General features: G+C 70.1%; 18 protein-coding genes. 14 read left to right on the top strand and 4 right to left on the bottom strand.

What is annotated here, in order from left to right; translation table 11 throughout:
• The first annotated feature begins 205 nt into the window (after positions 1 to 205).
• A complete protein-coding gene (locus OHA99_RS14695; protein WP_266570950.1) occupies positions 206 to 1,219 on the top strand; it encodes a hypothetical protein in 1,014 nt (337 codons plus the stop codon).
• A gap of 113 nt (positions 1,220 to 1,332) precedes the next feature.
• On the opposite strand, the gene OHA99_RS14690 is transcribed toward OHA99_RS14695, so the two are convergent.
• The gene (locus OHA99_RS14690) at positions 1,333 to 1,719 is read right to left on the bottom strand and encodes a hypothetical protein (protein WP_153178385.1); all 387 of its coding nucleotides are present in this window, start codon (positions 1,717 to 1,719) and stop codon (positions 1,333 to 1,335) included.
• 293 nt (positions 1,720 to 2,012) lie between these two features.
• Here OHA99_RS14690 and map point away from each other — a divergent pair, with 293 nt between their 5' ends.
• The 8 genes from map to truA all read left to right on the top strand — a co-directional run bounded on the left by map (position 2,013) and on the right by truA (position 7,305).
• Positions 2,013 to 2,849, top strand: coding sequence for a type I methionyl aminopeptidase (gene map / locus OHA99_RS14685; RefSeq protein ID WP_007443996.1), 837 nt, complete (start codon positions 2,013 to 2,015; stop codon positions 2,847 to 2,849).
• A gap of 141 nt (positions 2,850 to 2,990) precedes the next feature.
• Entirely contained in the window at positions 2,991 to 3,212 is a 222-nt protein-coding gene (gene infA / locus OHA99_RS14680) for a translation initiation factor IF-1 (protein ID WP_004927214.1), read from the top strand.
• A 68-nt stretch (positions 3,213 to 3,280) separates the two neighbouring features.
• Entirely contained in the window at positions 3,281 to 3,394 is a 114-nt protein-coding gene (gene rpmJ / locus OHA99_RS14675; RefSeq protein WP_003974245.1) for a 50S ribosomal protein L36, read from the top strand.
• A gap of 189 nt (positions 3,395 to 3,583) precedes the next feature.
• On the top strand, positions 3,584 to 3,964 hold the full coding sequence (rpsM, locus tag OHA99_RS14670) for a 30S ribosomal protein S13 (protein ID WP_003974244.1): 381 nt from the start codon (positions 3,584 to 3,586) through the stop codon (positions 3,962 to 3,964).
• Between the two features lie 67 nt (positions 3,965 to 4,031).
• Complete coding sequence (gene rpsK / locus OHA99_RS14665) at positions 4,032 to 4,436, top strand: 30S ribosomal protein S11 (RefSeq protein WP_007443997.1); 405 nt, start codon at positions 4,032 to 4,034, stop codon at positions 4,434 to 4,436.
• A gap of 224 nt (positions 4,437 to 4,660) precedes the next feature.
• Positions 4,661 to 5,683 (top strand): DNA-directed RNA polymerase subunit alpha, encoded by a 1,023-nt coding sequence (locus OHA99_RS14660; protein ID WP_003966937.1) that lies wholly within the window; start codon positions 4,661 to 4,663, stop codon positions 5,681 to 5,683.
• Between the two features lie 115 nt (positions 5,684 to 5,798).
• The gene (gene rplQ, locus OHA99_RS14655; protein WP_007443998.1) at positions 5,799 to 6,305 is read left to right on the top strand and encodes a 50S ribosomal protein L17; all 507 of its coding nucleotides are present in this window, start codon (positions 5,799 to 5,801) and stop codon (positions 6,303 to 6,305) included.
• A 142-nt stretch (positions 6,306 to 6,447) separates the two neighbouring features.
• Positions 6,448 to 7,305 (top strand): tRNA pseudouridine(38-40) synthase TruA, encoded by an 858-nt coding sequence (truA, locus tag OHA99_RS14650; protein WP_164383572.1) that lies wholly within the window; start codon positions 6,448 to 6,450, stop codon positions 7,303 to 7,305.
• 15 nt (positions 7,306 to 7,320) lie between these two features.
• Here truA and OHA99_RS14645 read toward each other — a convergent pair whose 3' ends face one another.
• Entirely contained in the window at positions 7,321 to 8,232 is a 912-nt protein-coding gene (locus OHA99_RS14645; protein ID WP_153178383.1) for a hypothetical protein, read from the bottom strand.
• A 74-nt stretch (positions 8,233 to 8,306) separates the two neighbouring features.
• On the opposite strand from OHA99_RS14645, the gene OHA99_RS14640 reads away from it, so the two are divergent.
• From OHA99_RS14640 to glmM, 4 genes are all read left to right on the top strand, one after another.
• Complete coding sequence (locus OHA99_RS14640; protein WP_366472685.1) at positions 8,307 to 9,512, top strand: glycosyltransferase 87 family protein; 1,206 nt, start codon at positions 8,307 to 8,309, stop codon at positions 9,510 to 9,512.
• A 207-nt stretch (positions 9,513 to 9,719) separates the two neighbouring features.
• Positions 9,720 to 10,163, top strand: a complete 444-nt coding sequence (rplM, locus tag OHA99_RS14635) for a 50S ribosomal protein L13 (RefSeq protein ID WP_003974239.1) — start codon at positions 9,720 to 9,722, stop codon at positions 10,161 to 10,163.
• Between the two features lie 42 nt (positions 10,164 to 10,205).
• The gene (gene rpsI, locus OHA99_RS14630; RefSeq protein WP_153178381.1) at positions 10,206 to 10,730 is read left to right on the top strand and encodes a 30S ribosomal protein S9; all 525 of its coding nucleotides are present in this window, start codon (positions 10,206 to 10,208) and stop codon (positions 10,728 to 10,730) included.
• Positions 10,731 to 10,954: 224 nt separating this feature from the next.
• Positions 10,955 to 12,313, top strand: a complete 1,359-nt coding sequence (gene glmM, locus OHA99_RS14625; RefSeq protein WP_153178380.1) for a phosphoglucosamine mutase — start codon at positions 10,955 to 10,957, stop codon at positions 12,311 to 12,313.
• Positions 12,314 to 12,413: 100 nt separating this feature from the next.
• On the opposite strand, the gene OHA99_RS14620 is transcribed toward glmM, so the two are convergent.
• Both OHA99_RS14620 and coaA read right to left on the bottom strand, forming a co-directional pair.
• Complete coding sequence (locus tag OHA99_RS14620; RefSeq protein WP_405696106.1) at positions 12,414 to 13,364, bottom strand: DUF389 domain-containing protein; 951 nt, start codon at positions 13,362 to 13,364, stop codon at positions 12,414 to 12,416.
• 35 nt (positions 13,365 to 13,399) lie between these two features.
• Positions 13,400 to 14,389 (bottom strand): type I pantothenate kinase, encoded by a 990-nt coding sequence (gene coaA / locus OHA99_RS14615; protein WP_003974235.1) that lies wholly within the window; start codon positions 14,387 to 14,389, stop codon positions 13,400 to 13,402.
• 285 nt (positions 14,390 to 14,674) lie between these two features.
• Between coaA and OHA99_RS14610 the strand changes: the two genes are divergently transcribed.
• A complete protein-coding gene (locus OHA99_RS14610) occupies positions 14,675 to 15,481 on the top strand; it encodes a hypothetical protein (RefSeq protein WP_153178377.1) in 807 nt (268 codons plus the stop codon).
• Positions 15,482 to 15,493 lie beyond the last annotated feature (12 nt).

Genomic DNA, 15,493 nt, shown 5'->3' with positions numbered 1-15,493 from the left:
CTGAGGAGGTACGGCCATCAAGCTCGAACAGTTGCCACGGTCCGACGATTCCGCCGAGGGGGAGCAGCCGTCGCTGTTCCGTCGCAGGAGTCGCAGCCTCGCTCTCGCCGCGGTCGTCGTGGTCGCCGCGGTCGTCGGGGTGTCCTTGGCCCTGACGGGGGGTGACTCGGAAGGACGGTCCGAGTCCGGGCCGGAGGTTTCGGACGTGGTGGCGCATCCGGACCAGTCCCCGCCGCGCGAGCTGATAGCCGCCGGGCAGGTCGCCCTCTCGGCGTACTACACGACGAAGCTCGTGCGGCAGCCGGGCGGGGACGCGGTGAACGGGCGCGAGTGGAGTCTGTACGACGCCGCGGCCAAGCGGTACGAGAAGACCGACTGGGCCTGGCTCGACGTCGCCCCCGGGATGAAGACGGCCGCGGTGCTGGAGGGCGATCTGCCCGCCGGCCGGATCGGGCTGCTGAATCTGTCGACGGGCAAGGTCGAGCGCTGGATCAAGGTCGACAAGGGCGTGGGCGGCGTGCAGTTCTCGCCGGACGGCGAGCGCCTGGTGGCGACGGCGTACGACCACAACCCGGACGGACTCTTCCGGGACGCGCCGGTGCGCATGGACGGCGCGGACGGCGGCGAAGGCAAGGAGATGCCGGGGCCGAAGCAGAGCCGTACCGGCTTCTACGTCATCGACGTCGACTCCGGCCGGGCGCGGTTCAGTGAGCGGCCGGCCAAGAAGGACAGTCTCGCGGCCATGGTCGGCACCGGACGTCAGGACTTCAGCTGGAGCCTCGACGGCAAGCTGCTGTGGGAGCAGCGGCTCGACCAGCCGGGCAGGAACTACTACGACGTGAACGGCGGGCTGAAGCCGCTTCCGCAGCAGAAGACCGATCAGATCTTCCCGCCGGTGGTCGCGTCCCCGGACGGCGAACTCGTGACCGGCGGCTTCGCGGGAGGTGAGGACGGCGAGATCGTCTCCGCGGTTCTGGACGCGAAGACCGGCAAGCGGAGCGGCGTCGTCCCCGGACAGCAGCTTCTCGCGTGGGCGGACGACACCCACCTCATCGCCTGGCGGTGCGACCCCGGCCAGTGCCGGCCCGGAACGGGTGAGTTCCGCAACCAGCTGATCCTGGTCGGCCTGGACAGCGACGAGGTGACACCGCTCTCGGGCTTCCGCAAGGCCGAGATGGACTACGCCGGCCGCTGGACACCGGTCTTCACCCGGCGCTGACCGTCGCCGCGGTCCCGGGCGGTCGTGCGCCCGGGACCGGCCGCACCAAGAGCTCCGGCCGGTGCGGACGAATCGATTCGTCCGCACCGGCCGGAGCGTCTGAGCGGGTCTGCCTACTCGTCGAAGGTCCAGTTCGAGCGGACGCAGGAGCCGGTGCCGTGCCAGCAGACGGCCAGACCGTGCTGGATGTTGCCGATCATGTCGTAGCCGGTGTTGGACCGGTCGCAGCCGGCGTCTCCGCCGTCGTCCTCCTTGATGACCCAGACCACGCCGGTGCCGGTGCTGTTGAGTCGCTCCAGGTAGCCCGTGACGCCGTAGCCGTCGGCCCGCTTGTCGCAGACCGTGATGTCGTCACCGTCGTCGTTGAACGTCACCGTGCCCCGGTCGCCGTACCAGAGGGGCCCCTCGTTGCCGGCCAGCGCGGGCGAGGCGGCGGTGATGCCGAGCAGGGTGACGGCGGCACCGGTCAGAGCCAGACGAGACAGCGTTCTCTTGATCACTTGTACCTCTGTTTCTGGAGGACCGTGAAAACCGGTCCGGAGCGGATGAGCTGCGGGCTGGCACCCAAGATCGCTAGGTGACAACTGTGAGGCTATGGTGAACAGTTGGGATCGTCAACGGATTTTGTTGCTGACGGTGCAGCTCTGACTACAGCTGTGGCGGGCCCCGCGTGCCGATCGCCGGCCGGCCGCGCGAGGCCCGGCCGGGCGGCCGCCACCCCCGGCTCCGGCTCGCGCTGACGCGTATCGTGGTGGCGTCAGACGTAAACCCGCGGCAGGAGGCGGCAGCCCAGATGGTGCAGATCAAGAACCCCGAGCAGATCGCCAAGATGCGCGAAGCGGGGCTGGTCGTCGCCGCCATCCATGCGGCCACCCGGGAGGCCGCCGTGCCCGGCGCGACGACCAAGGACCTGGACCAGGTCGCCCGCAAGGTCCTCGCGGAGCACGACGCCAAGCCGAACTTCCTCGGGTACGGCGGTTTCCCCGCCACCATCTGCACCTCGGTGAACGAGGTCGTCGTCCACGGCATCCCGTCCGACGACGTGGTCCTCAAGGACGGCGACGTCATCTCCATCGACTGCGGCGCGATCATCGACGGCTGGCACGGCGACGCCGCCTACACGGCCTTCGTCGGCTCCGGTCACTCCCCGGAGCTGGTCGAGCTGTCCCGGGTGACCGAGGAGTCGATGTGGGCGGGCATCGCGGCCATGAAGCAGGGCAACCGCCTGGTGGACGTCTCCCGTGCCATCGAGACCTACATCCGCCGCCAGCCCAAGCCCGGCGGCGGCAAGTACGGGATCATCGAGGACTACGGCGGCCACGGCATCGGTACCGAGATGCACATGGACCCGCACCTGCTGAACTACGTCGAGCGCAAGCGCGGCAAGGGCCCGAAGCTCGTCCCCGGCTTCTGCCTCGCCATCGAGCCGATGGTCTCCCTCGGCACCCCGCGCACCGAGGTCCTGTCCGACGACTGGACGGTCATCACGACCGACGGCACCTGGTCCTCCCACTGGGAGCACTCGGTGGCCCTGACGGAACAGGGCCCACTGGTCCTGACCTCCCCCGACGGGGGCAAGGCCAAGCTGGCGGAGCTGGGGATCACGGCCGCACCCGATCCGCTCGCATAACGATCTCGCATCCGGGGCAGACTTCCTCGTTTCGCCTTTCCGGGTGTGCTGACGTAGACTGACTCGTCGGCTCCCGTGCACCCCCATGTCTTGTGGGTTGTGCGACGAGTCGATCAAGGTAGTCGATTCGAAGGGCGAAGCGTGGCCAAGAAGCAAGGTGCCATCGAGATCGAGGGCACTGTCGTCGAGTCTCTTCCGAACGCCATGTTCAGGGTCGAGCTCCAGAACGGCCACCAGGTCCTGGCACACATCAGCGGCAAGATGCGCATGCACTACATCCGCATCCTCCCTGACGACCGGGTCGTGGTGGAGCTGTCTCCGTACGACCTGACGCGTGGCCGGATCGTCTACCGGTACAAGTAGATCTTGCCCACGTCCCGTGCGCCCCGCGCGCGGGTCCGCCGGCAACTGACCCGGAGAACCTCACACCCATGAAGGTCAAGCCGAGCGTCAAGAAGATCTGCGACAAGTGCAGGGTGATCCGCCGTCACGGTCGGGTCATGGTCATCTGCGACAACCCGCGCCACAAGCAGCGCCAGGGCTGACGCCTGACCGTTCCCTCCGCGATTCGCATGACTTCGCGCGACGCGAGCTGAAACATGTTCATACGCAGGACCCGGGCGAGCGATCGTCCGACACCCCCGGCTCGGAGGCCGGGGACCCGATCCGTACCTCATACGGCGGCCGGGGACCGGTCCTGTGGAAGACCTCCGACAATCAACTGGAGCCATTGAATGGCACGCGTTTCCGGTGTTGACATCCCGCGCGAAAAGCGCGTGGAGATCGCCCTCACCTACGTGTTCGGCATTGGCCGGACCCTCTCGCAGCAGACGCTCGCCGCCACCGGCGTGGACCCGAACACCCGTGTTCGGGACCTCTCCGAGGAGCAGCTCGTCGCGATCCGCGAGTACGTCGACAACAACATCAAGACCGAGGGTGACCTCCGTCGCGAGGTGCAGGCCGACATCCGCCGCAAGGTCGAGATCGGCACCTACCAGGGTCTGCGTCACCGTCGCGGTCTGCCCGTCCGCGGTCAGCGCACCAGCACCAACGCCCGCACCCGCAAGGGCCCGCGTCGCGCCATCGCCGGCAAGAAGAAGCCGGGCAAGAAGTAGTCCGCAGCGGACTTCGCCGTCCAGCGGTCTTCGCTGTAGGACCGACCACCTCCCGTAGGAGAACGACATGCCCCCCAAGGGACGTCAGGGCGCGACCAAGAAGGTGCGCCGCAAGGAAAAGAAGAACGTCGCTCACGGCCACGCGCACATCAAGAGCACGTTCAACAACACGATCGTGTCCATCACGGACCCGACCGGCAACGTGATCTCCTGGGCCTCCGCCGGCCACGTCGGCTTCAAGGGCTCCCGGAAGTCCACGCCGTTCGCCGCGCAGATGGCCGCCGAGTCGGCTGCCCGCCGCGCGCAGGAGCACGGCATGCGCAAGGTCGACGTCTTCGTCAAGGGCCCGGGTTCCGGTCGTGAGACCGCCATCCGCTCCCTCCAGGCGACCGGCCTCGAGGTCGGCTCCATCCAGGACGTCACGCCCACCCCGCACAACGGCTGCCGTCCGCCGAAGCGTCGTCGCGTCTGACGCGCTGGTTCACCGCGGCTCGGCTGTCGGCTGGGGGTGTGGGGGTTGTCCCCCACATGTCGCAGCACGGCTGCCGTCCGCCGAAGCGTCGTCGCGTCTGATCTCGCTTCACCTGCTCCACCAGGGTTTTCCGGGCGGTACGGCTCTTTCGGGTCGTATCGCCCGTACCCTTGCAGTACTGGTCGGGCGTCAAATAGCGGGCGCCCCTGACTGAAGGAACACACATGCTGATCGCTCAGCGTCCCTCGTTGACCGAAGAGGTCGTCGACGAGTTCCGCTCCCGGTTCGTCATCGAGCCGCTGGAGCCGGGCTTCGGCTACACCCTCGGCAACTCCCTCCGCCGCACCCTCCTCTCGTCGATCCCCGGCGCTGCTGTCACCAGCATCCGCATCGACGGTGTCCTGCACGAGTTCACCACCGTGCCGGGCGTCAAGGAGGACGTGACCGACCTGATCCTCAACATCAAGCAGCTGGTCGTCTCCTCGGAGCACGACGAGCCGGTCGTGATGTACCTGCGCAAGCAGGGCCCGGGTTTGGTCACCGCCGCCGACATCGCGCCCCCGGCCGGTGTCGAGGTGCACAACCCCGACCTCGTCCTCGCCACGCTCAACGGCAAGGGCAAGCTGGAGATGGAGCTGACCGTCGAGCGCGGTCGCGGCTACGTCTCCGCCGTGCAGAACAAGCAGGTCGGTCAGGAGATCGGGCGCATCCCGGTCGACTCGATCTACTCGCCGGTTCTCAAGGTCACGTACAAGGTCGAGGCCACGCGTGTCGAGCAGCGCACCGACTTCGACAAGCTGATCGTCGACGTCGAGACCAAGCAGGCCATGCGTCCGCGCGACGCCATGGCGTCGGCCGGCAAGACGCTGGTCGAGCTGTTCGGTCTCGCCCGCGAGCTGAACATCGACGCCGAGGGCATCGACATGGGTCCGTCCCCGACGGACGCCGCGCTCGCCGCCGATCTGGCGCTGCCGATCGAGGAGCTGGAGCTCACCGTTCGGTCGTACAACTGCCTCAAGCGCGAGGGCATCCACTCCGTGGGTGAGCTCGTGGCGCGGTCCGAGGCCGACCTGCTCGACATCCGCAACTTCGGTGCGAAGTCGATCGACGAGGTCAAGGCCAAGCTCGCGGGCATGGGCCTCGCGCTGAAGGACTCGCCTCCCGGATTCGACCCGACCGCCGCCGCGGACGCCTTCGGCGCCGACGACGACGCGGACGCGGGCTTCGTGGAGACCGAGCAGTACTGACGGCACCACTTCCGGGGGCCTCCTGAAGGCCCCCGGATCTCCGACAGGCGGCCGCCTGCTCGGATACTGACTTCGGTACCTGATACGGCCGGGGCAGACACCTAGGAGAAACACCATGCCGAAGCCCACCAAGGGTGCCCGTCTGGGCGGCAGCGCCGCGCACGAGAAGCTGCTCCTCGCGAACCTGGCGAAGAGCCTCTTCGAGCACGGCAAGATCACCACCACCGAGGCGAAGGCGCGCAAGCTGCGTCCGTACGCCGAGCGTCTGGTCACCAAGGCGAAGAAGGGCGACCTTCACAACCGCCGTCAGGTGCTCCAGGTGATCACGGACAAGAGCATCGTCCACACGCTCTTCACCGAGATCGGCCCGCGCTACGAGAACCGTCCCGGTGGCTACACCCGGATCACCAAGATCGGTAACCGCCGTGGCGACAACGCGCCCATGGCCGTCATCGAGCTGGTCGAGGCGCTGACCGTGGCGCAGCAGGCCACGGGTGAGGCCGAGGCCGCGACGAAGCGTGCCGCCAAGGACGCGGAGGGCTCCGCCGAGGCTGCTGAGGCCAAGGTCGACACGACCAAGGCCGACGACGAGGCCGCGGCCGAGGAGTCCAAGGACGCGTAAGCGTCTGCCGGGTGGCTGTGCGATTGCGGCTGCGGCTTTCGTCGTGGTCGTTCGCGCAGTTCCCCGCGCCCCTTTGGGGCGTTTGCGGGTCCGTTCCTTTTCAGGGGCGGGCCCGCTTTCGTTTGGCTGAGAGGAGCTCTGGGTGAGTGACGAAGTAGCGGCCGGGCTGGTGCGGGTGCGGCTGGATCTGTCCTATGACGGGAGGGAGTTCTCCGGGTGGGCCAAGCAGGCCGGGGGGCGGCGGACCGTGCAGGGGGAGATCGAGGACGCGCTGCGGACCGTCACGCGGTCGCCGGAGACGTACGAGCTGACCGTGGCGGGACGGACCGACGCCGGGGTGCACGCGCGGGGGCAGGTCGCCCATGTCGACCTGCCGCGTGAGGTGTGGGCCGAGCACCACGTGAAGCTGCTCAAGCGGCTCGCGGGACGGCTGCCCAAGGACGTGCGGGTCTGGGCGCTGCGCGAGGCGCCCAGCGGCTTCAACGCGCGGTTCTCGGCGGTCTGGCGGCGCTACGCCTACCGGGTCACCGACAACCCGGGCGGCGTCGACCCGCTGCTGCGCGGGCACGTGCTGTGGCACGACTGGCCGCTCGACGTGGACGCCATGAACGAGGCCGCCCGAGGGCTGCTGGGCGAGCACGACTTCGCCGCCTACTGCAAGAAGCGGGAGGGGGCCACCACCATCCGCACGTTGCAGGAGCTGAGCCTGGTGCGCGGGGAGGGCGACGGGATCATCACTGCCACCGTGCGCGCCGACGCCTTCTGCCACAACATGGTGCGCTCCCTGATCGGGGCGCTGCTGTTCGTCGGCGACGGGCACCGTACGCCCGACTGGCCGGCCAAGGTGCTGGCCGCGGGTGTACGGGACTCGGCCGTGCACGTCGTGCGGCCGCACGGGCTGACCCTGGAGGAGGTCGGCTACCCGGCCGACGAGCTGCTGGCGGCCCGGAACAAGGAGGCGCGCAACAAGCGGTCGCTGCCGGGGGCCGGCTGCTGCTGACCGGCGCCGGGGCCGTCAGCCCGTTTCCGCCGCCGCCGATGCCTGGGCCTCGCCGCGCCGGCGGATCTGGCGGAAGGCGAACTCGGCCAGGTCGTCACCGGCGCGGAACACGCCGGTGGACTTCTCCGTGACGTCCTTGCCGCCCGTGAAACCGGCGACGGTGAAGTAGGCGTAACGGCCGTAGGAGTTGGTCGTGGAGCGGCAGACGGCGCCGGTGCAGAAGGACTTGACGCCGCCGCCGGACAGGGAGCGCACGATGCTCTTCTTGTCGGCGTCCTTCTTGGCCTTCGTGGCCTGCGCCTCGTTGTCGAAGACGGCCACGCCGACCGTCACGGCGGTGTCGCCCTTGGTGTAGGTGACACGGATCAGGCGCGTGCACTTGTTGGTGTCGAGGACCTTCGGCAGGGTGCCCTGGGCGGCGGAGCCGCAGGTGCGGGTGTCGGCCGTCGGGCCCTTCTTGTAGACCGTCTCGCCCATGGTCAGCTGGGTGCCGGGGAAGAGCAGGTCCGGGCTGAGCGGGGCCTTGTCCTTCTTGGCGCTGGAGACGAAGTCCTTCGGGTCCAGCGGCGGCGGCGCGCTGGTCGGGGCGAAGGACGGATCGGTGGCCGTCGCGCTGGGTATGTCCGCCGTCGAGGGGAGCTGCGAGGAGGGGCCGTCGGAGGCCTGGTCCGAGCCGTTCGCCGAGACCACGGCCACCGCGACGGCACTGGCTATCGCCACGGTGGCCAGCGCGCCGCCGCCGATGAAGAACAGCCGGCGCCGCTTGGCACGGGCCTCGGAGGCCTCGGCGAGGGCAGCCCAGTCCGGCGTGTTGTCACTGTTCCCGCTGTTCCAGGGCTGCTGCGACTGCGGCTGCTGCGGCTGTTGCTGCGATTGCGGTGTCCAGGGATCCCACTGCGACTGAGGTCCCCCCTGCCCAAAGCTCATGGGCCGCATCTTAGACGGGCCTGTGGGCGTGCTGGTGCCGGGACTTGGGGCCCGCAGGGCCTAGCGTTCCGTGCATGCGGACGGGCAAAAGCGACATCTCCGGGTGGTTGGTGCGGCCGGCGGGAGGGCATCTGTGGGCGGTGCTCCTGACGGTGCTGGCGGCGTCCGCCGCGCACGCGGCGCGGACGACCTCGGACGGCGGGATGGACAACGCGATCGTCGTCCGGGCCGCCCGCACCTGGCTGGCCGGTGGCTCCCCGTACGACGACCCGCACTTCCTCTATCTGCCGAGCGCGGTCCTCGCCGCCGTGCCGGAGGCGGTGCTGCCCGGCGGGGTGCTGCGGGTGCTGGTGCCGTGCGCGGTGACCGTCCTGCTGGCGTTGGCCTGGGCCTGCGCACTGCTCCTGCACCGGGTGCCGCTCGGCAGCCGGCTCGCGGCCCTCGGACTGACCGGGCTCGCGCTGGGCTTCGCGCCGTTCGGGCACCTGGTGCGGCTCGGCAACTGGACCGTGACGGCGACGGTGGCGCTGCCGCTGGCCCTGCTGCTGGCGAGCCGGGGGCGCTGGACGGGGGCGGGGGCCGTCATCGGGGCGGCCGTGGCGCTCAAGCCGCTGCTCGCGCCCGTCGTCCTGCTCTTCCTCTTCGCCGGGCGGTGGCGGGCGCTTGCCGCGGCCGTCCTGCTGCCCGCGCTGGCCTCCGCCGCGGCGGCGCTGGCGATGCCCGACCCGGCGGGCTTCTTCACCCGCACCCTGCCCTTCCTGCTGCACGGCGACGACGGCTTCGTACGGCTCTACGAGGCCTCCCCGGCGGCCGTACTGCCCCGGCTCGGGGTGCCGGCGGCGCTCGCGCAGGGGCTCGCGGTGGCGGCGGCCTCGGCCGGGGTGCTCTGCGCGTACCGGCGCTGGCGGCGCGCCGACCCCGGCCCGCTGCGGCTCGCGGAGACCGGGGCGGGGCTGATGCTGTCGGCGTTCCTGGTCTCCCGGCCGTCCTACGACCACTACCTCCTGGTCGCCCTGCCGCTGCTGCTCGCCGGGCTGCCGTACGCCGGGTCGGCGGCCCGCGGGGTGTGGTTCTGGATCGCCCTGGTGCCCCAGGTACCGGGGCTGACCTGGCCCTGGCTGGAGGGGGAGCGGCGGCGGGCCTTCCGGGACGCGTTCACGCTCTGCGTGCTGGCGGTGACGGTCGCCCGGCAGTCCTGGGCCGGGCCGGCGGCTGCCGGCGGGCGGGTGCCCCCGGGCCGGGCGCCGGAGCCGGAGCGCGCTCCCGCGGCCCCGTTTTGACCCGGCCGCCGGGGCCCGGGTATTCTGCACAGTCGTATGTGTATTGGCTTGCTCATTCTCACGTGAGGGGCCCTTACACCGGTCCACCGGGACCGATGACCAGCGACCTGCACGCGGTATGCGTCACCGCGGTGCGGTCAGGGCTGTCGTGATCGTCTTCGGTGACCATGTCAGGACCACTCACTGAAGAAGCGAAGGCTACGAACCGTGCGTACGTACAGCCCCAAGCCCGGCGATGTGACGCGCCAGTGGCACGTCATCGACGCCCAGGACGTAGTCCTGGGTCGTCTGGCCACCACTGCGGCCTCCATCCTGCGCGGCAAGCACAAGCCGATCTACGCGCCCCACGTCGACACCGGTGACTTCGTCATCATCATCAACGCCGACAAGGTGCACCTCTCCGGCAACAAGCGGACCCAGAAGATGGCGTACCGCCACTCCGGCTACCCGGGCGGTCTGCGCTCGGTGCGCTACGACGAGCTGCTGGACAAGAACCCGGAGAAGGCCGTCGAGAAGGCCATCAAGGGCATGCTCCCCAAGAACTCCCTGGGCCGTCAGATGCTCTCGAAGCTGAAGGTCTACAAGGGTGACCAGCACCCGCACGGCGCGCAGCAGCCGCAGCCGTTCGAGATCACCCAGGTCGCGCAGTAGTTCCGGCCACCCTTTAAGACTGAAGAGAATCTGAGGAGCATCGTGGCCGAGACCACTCCCGAGACGACTCCCGAGCAGCCGCTCGAAGAGCTCGACATCGACAGCTACACCACCGAGTCCGAGGTGCCCGTCGAGGGCGAGTACACCTCGGAGTCGATGGCCTCCGCGTTCGGCGAGCCGCAGCCGGCCGCCGGCCTGGGCCGTCGCAAGAACGCCATCGCCCGCGTCCGGATCGTCCCGGGCACCGGCAAGTGGAAGGTCAACGGGCGCACGCTCGAGGACTACTTCCCGAACAAGGTCCACCAGCAGGAAGTCAACGAGCCCTTCAAGGTGCTCGAGCTGGACAACCGCTACGACGTCATCGCCCGCATCTCCGGCGGCGGCGTCTCCGGTCAGGCCGGTGCGCTCCGTCTCGGTGTCGCCCGCGCGCTGAACGAGGCCGACGTGGACAACAACCGCGGCGCGCTCAAGAAGGCCGGTTACCTCAAGCGTGACGACCGTGCGGTCGAGCGCAAGAAGGCCGGTCTGAAGAAGGCCCGCAAGGCCCCGCAGTACAGCAAGCGCTAAGTCGTACCGGCTGGTCCGGCTGTACTCCGAACGCCCCGGCGGCACGCCACTGTGCTGCCGGGGCATTCGTTTATCCCTGCCGTTGGGCGTATAACGGCACAAGACGTTCTAAGGCTTATGTGATCGATGGTCGGGCGTTGCACGCCCGGGCCTTCGGGAGCCGACTGCGTGGGCCGCACTCATCGGCAGCCGCTTCCGGAATTGACGTTTCCTCAGGAGGACAAGTGGGACGACTCTTCGGCACGGACGGCGTGCGCGGTGTCGCCAACGCGGATCTGACGGCCGAGCTGGCGCTGGGCCTCTCCGTCGCCGCGGCGCACGTACTGGCCGAGGCCGGCACCTTCGCCGGTCACCGGGCGACCGCGGTGGTCGGCCGGGACCCGCGCGCCTCCGGGGAGTTCCTGGAGGCCGCGGTGGTCGCGGGCCTCGCCAGCGCCGGCGTGGACGTGCTGCGGGTCGGCGTGCTGCCGACGCCCGCGGTGGCCCACCTCACCGGCGCGCTCGGCGCCGACCTCGGCGTGATGCTGTCCGCCAGCCACAACGCCATGCCCGACAACGGCGTCAAGTTCTTCGCCCGCGGCGGCCACAAGCTCGCCGACGAGCTGGAGGACCGCATCGAGTCCGTCTACGCCGACCACCGCACCGGCGCCCCCTGGGACCGCCCGACCGGCGCCGGCGTCGGCCGCGTCCGCGACTACGACCAGGGGCTCGACCAGTACGTCGCCCACCTCGTCGGCGTCCTGCCCAACCGCCTCGACGGGCTGAAGATCGTCCTCGACGAGGCGCACGGCGCCGCGCACCGGGTCTCGCCCGAGGCGTTCGCGCGGGCCGGTGCCGAGGTCGTCACCATCGGCGCGGTGCCCGACGGCCTGAACATCAACGACGGCTGCGGCTCCACCCACCTCGGCCTGCTCAAGGCCGCCGTCGTCGAGCACGGCGCCGACCTCGGCATCGCCCACGACGGCGACGCGGACCGCTGCCTGGCCGTGGACCACACCGGTGCGGAGGTCGACGGCGACCAGATCCTCGCCGTGCTCGCGCTCGCGATGCGGGAGCGGGAGGCGCTGCGCTCGGACACCGTCGTGGCCACCGTCATGTCCAACCTGGGCTTCAAGCTCGCCATGGAGCGCGAGGGCATCCGGTTCGTGGCGACCTCGGTCGGCGACCGATACGTCCTGGAGGAGATGAAGGAGCACGGCTACGCCCTCGGCGGCGAGCAGTCCGGCCACGTCATCATCCTCGACCACGCCACCACCGGCGACGGCACGCTGACCGGCCTGATGCTGGCGGCGCGGGTCGCGCAGACCGGGCGTCCGCTGCGGGACCTCGCGTCCGTGATGGAGCGGCTGCCGCAGGTGCTGGTCAATGTGCCGGACGTGGACAAGTCGCGGGTGACGAGCTCTGCCGAGCTGGCGACGGCCGTGGCCGAGGCGGAGCGGGAGCTGGGGAGCACCGGGCGGGTGTTGCTGCGTCCCTCGGGGACGGAGCCTCTCGTGCGGGTGATGGTGGAGGCGGCCGATATCGAGCAGGCTCGGTCTGTGGCGGGGCGGTTGGCCGATTCGGTGAAGTCTGCGCTCGGTTAGTTTTTGGGGCCGGGTTCGGGGTGGGGGGTTCTGTGTGATGCGGGGTGCGGCGCCGTCGTGGCTTGTCGCGCAGTTCCCCGCGCCCCTTGGGCAAGATTCCTCACCCGGCGTTGTCAGGTTTGGTCAGTCGGGCGCGTTGGGTTGACCACAACGCCTTCTGGGCCAGCAGCGTGAGGGTTCCGGCGACCACGATGCCTGCCAGGTTGAGGAGGAGTTGTTCGGTGGAGCCCACCGTCTGCTTCATGTCGCCGAAGCTCAGGGCCACGGCCGCGTTGGCGGCGGCCGGGACCGTGGTGACGGAGATGGCGACGCCGACCAGGGCACCGGACTTCGCCGAGGTCAGGGAGAGCGTGCCCGCGATGCCGGCGAGGATCGCCACCACGAAGGAGAAGGCGTCCGGGGCGTAGACGAAGCCGGTGTTGGGTCGGTCGCCCTCCAGCTTGCCCTCGCTGAACCGGCCGAACTCGGTCATGATCCAGCTGAAGCCCACCGTCACCGCCATCGCCACGAGGAAGCCCACCAGCAGGGCGATCGCCGAGCGCAGGGCGAGGCGCGGGGCCCGCTGGACGATCGCCGTGCAGATCCCGGCGAGGGGGCCGAACTCCGGACCGACCGCCATCGCGCCCACGATCAGGATCGCGTTGTCGAGGACCACACCGCAGGCCGCGATCATCGTGGCCAGCGTGATGAAGGCGACGTAGGTGATGGAAAGGGTCGACTCCTCGTGGGTCGCCTCCTCCAACTGCTCCCACAGCACGGCGTCGGCGGGCTCGCCGGGCGCGTCCCGCTCCGCGCGGTCGGCGCGCTCCGACAGCGACAGGTCGATGTTCTCGGCGGTGATGGCGCCGCAGCTCTCGAGGTCCAACGACCGCAGGCGGGTGATGAGTTCGTCACCGGCCTCGCGGGCCACGTCGCACATGACGACGTCGCCCTCGGGCTCGCGGGCGGCACCCGGCAGGACGACGAGGTGGGTGGTGCCGACCGTACGGTCGATCAGGCGGACCACCTCGTCGGTGCGGTCGGCCGGAGTGATCAGGCGCAGATGCAGCATCCGGTATTTCTATCGCGCCGCCCGCCCCGCCCGCCTCACAGCTTGCGCAGGCTCAGGCGCTGGACCTTGTGGTCGGGGCCCTTGCGCAGCACCAGGGTGGCCCGGCCGCGGGTGGGGGCCACGTTCTCCACCAGGTTGGGCTTGTTGATGGTGCGCCAGGTGGTGCGGGCGTAGTCGAGGGCCTCCTCCTCCGACACCTGCGTGTACTTGCGGAAGTACGAGGACGGGTTCTGGAAGGCGGTCGCGCGCAGCTTGCGGAAGCGGTTGAGGTACCAGCGCTCGATGTCCTCGGTGCGCGCGTCGACGTACACGCTGAAGTCGAAGTAGTCGGCGAGCCCGACCCTGGTGCGGCCGTCCTTGCCGGGCAGCGCGGGCTGAAGCACGTTCAGGCCCTCGACGATCAGGATGTCGGGGCGGCGGACCACGAGCCGCTGGTCCGGGACGATGTCGTAGATGAGGTGGGAGTAGACCGGCGCGGTCACCTCCGCCTTGCCCGCCTTGATGTCGGCGACGAACCGGGTCAGCGCCCGGCGGTCGTACGACTCGGGGAAACCTTTCCGCGACATGAGGCCGCGCGCCTCCAGCTCCCGCGTCGGCAGCAGGAAGCCGTCGGTCGTCACCAGCTCCACGCGCGGGTGCTCGGGCCAGCGGGACAGCAGCGCCTGGAGCAGCCGGGCGACCGTGGACTTGCCGACCGCGACCGAACCGGCGACCCCTATGACGAAGGGGGTGCCGGACTGGGAGCCCTGCTCGCCGAGGAACGTGTTCAGCGCGCCGCGCAGGCCGTCGGTGGCGCCGACGTAGAGGTTGAGCAGCCGGGAGAGCGGCAGGTAGATGTCCCGCACCTCGTCGAGGTCGATGACGTCGCCCAGGCCGCGCAGCTTCTCGACCTCCTCGGCGGTCAGCGGCAGCGGCGTCTTGTCGCGCAGCGCGCTCCACTCGGGGCGGGTGAGGTCGACGTAGGGAGTCGCCTCCGGCCGCTGCCGGTGGGCGCTCCGGGGGATCGAGGGGACCGGAGAGATCACAGTCCATTGTTAACGGAGTACGAACGGGGCGGCAGGTGGGGTGCGTCACGCCCCGGGAAGATCACGGTCGGGTCTCGGGTGGCTCGTTATCGATCACCCGTGCGATTGTGCTGGGTATCGTGCGGGCAAAGTCGACCGGAGTCGAACAGCGGTCGCGAGGCGACCGGACAGACTCCGACACGACCCGGCGCAGCCCAGCCGGGCGCAGCCCGACCCGACGCAACGCAGTCCCAGGCGACGCAGGCCGACGCCGTCGCGACGCGTCCCCGACGAAAGAGTGCTCACGTGAGTTCCACCGCTGTCCGCCGTACCGCCCTCGCGGCCTCCGCCGCCGCCCTGGCCCTGCTCGCCACCGCCTGCGGCGGGTCGTCCGACGACGACGGCGCGTCCGGTGACGACAAGGCCAAGACGGAGCAGTCCGCCCCGGCGGGCGAGGCCGGCCAGTCCGCCCCGGCGGGCAAGACGCTGACCGCCGCCGAGCTGGAGAAGGTGGCCCTCGCCCAGGCCGACGTCAAGAACGGCGAGGTCGCCACCAAGCTCTCGGCGGAGGAGGACGTCGCGCAGGACCAGATCTCGGCGAACGACAAGGCCTGTCTGCCGCTCGTCCACGTCCAGGGCGCGGTGGCCCAGGCCGAGCCCGCGGCGAACGTGAAGCGTGCCTGGCAGGGACAGAAGGAGGCGCCCTCCGAGAGCAAGGGCCCGGACGGCCAGGACATGACCGACGTCGACGTGAACAGGATCCTGCTGAACGTCGCCTCCTACGAGGGCGATGGCGCCGAGCAGGCGATGGCGGGGCTGAAGACGGCCGTCGAGAAGTGCGCGGGCGGCTTCGAGGCCACCGTGGGCAGCGACAAGATGCGGGTCACCAAGGTGAGCGGTGTGGACCGGCTGAAGGCCGGTGACGAGGGGCTCACGGTCGACGTCGGTGTGGCCACCAGTGGGGACAGCAGTGGGCTCATGAAGCTCGTCGTGGTCCGCAAGGGCGCCACGCTCGCCACGTTCAGCGTCGTCAACCTCTCCGCGATGGTGACCGGCGCGGACTTCGAGATCCCGGCGGACGTCGTCGACGCCCAGGTCGCCAAGCTCGGCTGACGCGGCGCGCCC

The sequence above is a fragment of the Streptomyces coelicoflavus genome (genome assembly GCF_045041415.1).
In the GTDB taxonomy this organism is placed as follows: domain Bacteria; phylum Actinomycetota; class Actinomycetes; order Streptomycetales; family Streptomycetaceae; genus Streptomyces; species Streptomyces coelicoflavus.
The sequence above is the reverse complement of the archived record's forward strand: the minus strand, read 5'-3'. Positions and strand labels throughout refer to the sequence as shown.

Coding starts and splice junctions, on each gene's coding strand:
- map (WP_007443996.1), top strand. CDS start 2,013: ATGGTGCAGATCAAGAACCCCGAGCAGATCGCCAAGATGCGCGAAGCG.
- rpmJ (WP_003974245.1), top strand. CDS start 3,281: ATGAAGGTCAAGCCGAGCGTCAAGAAGATCTGCGACAAGTGCAGGGTG.
- rpsM (WP_003974244.1), top strand. CDS start 3,584: ATGGCACGCGTTTCCGGTGTTGACATCCCGCGCGAAAAGCGCGTGGAG.
- rpsK (WP_007443997.1), top strand. CDS start 4,032: ATGCCCCCCAAGGGACGTCAGGGCGCGACCAAGAAGGTGCGCCGCAAG.
- OHA99_RS14660 (WP_003966937.1), top strand. CDS start 4,661: ATGCTGATCGCTCAGCGTCCCTCGTTGACCGAAGAGGTCGTCGACGAG.
- rplQ (WP_007443998.1), top strand. CDS start 5,799: ATGCCGAAGCCCACCAAGGGTGCCCGTCTGGGCGGCAGCGCCGCGCAC.
- OHA99_RS14645 (WP_153178383.1), bottom strand. CDS start 8,232: ATGAGCTTTGGGCAGGGGGGACCTCAGTCGCAGTGGGATCCCTGGACA.
- OHA99_RS14640 (WP_366472685.1), top strand. CDS start 8,307: ATGCGGACGGGCAAAAGCGACATCTCCGGGTGGTTGGTGCGGCCGGCG.
- OHA99_RS14620 (WP_405696106.1), bottom strand. CDS start 13,364: ATGCTGCATCTGCGCCTGATCACTCCGGCCGACCGCACCGACGAGGTG.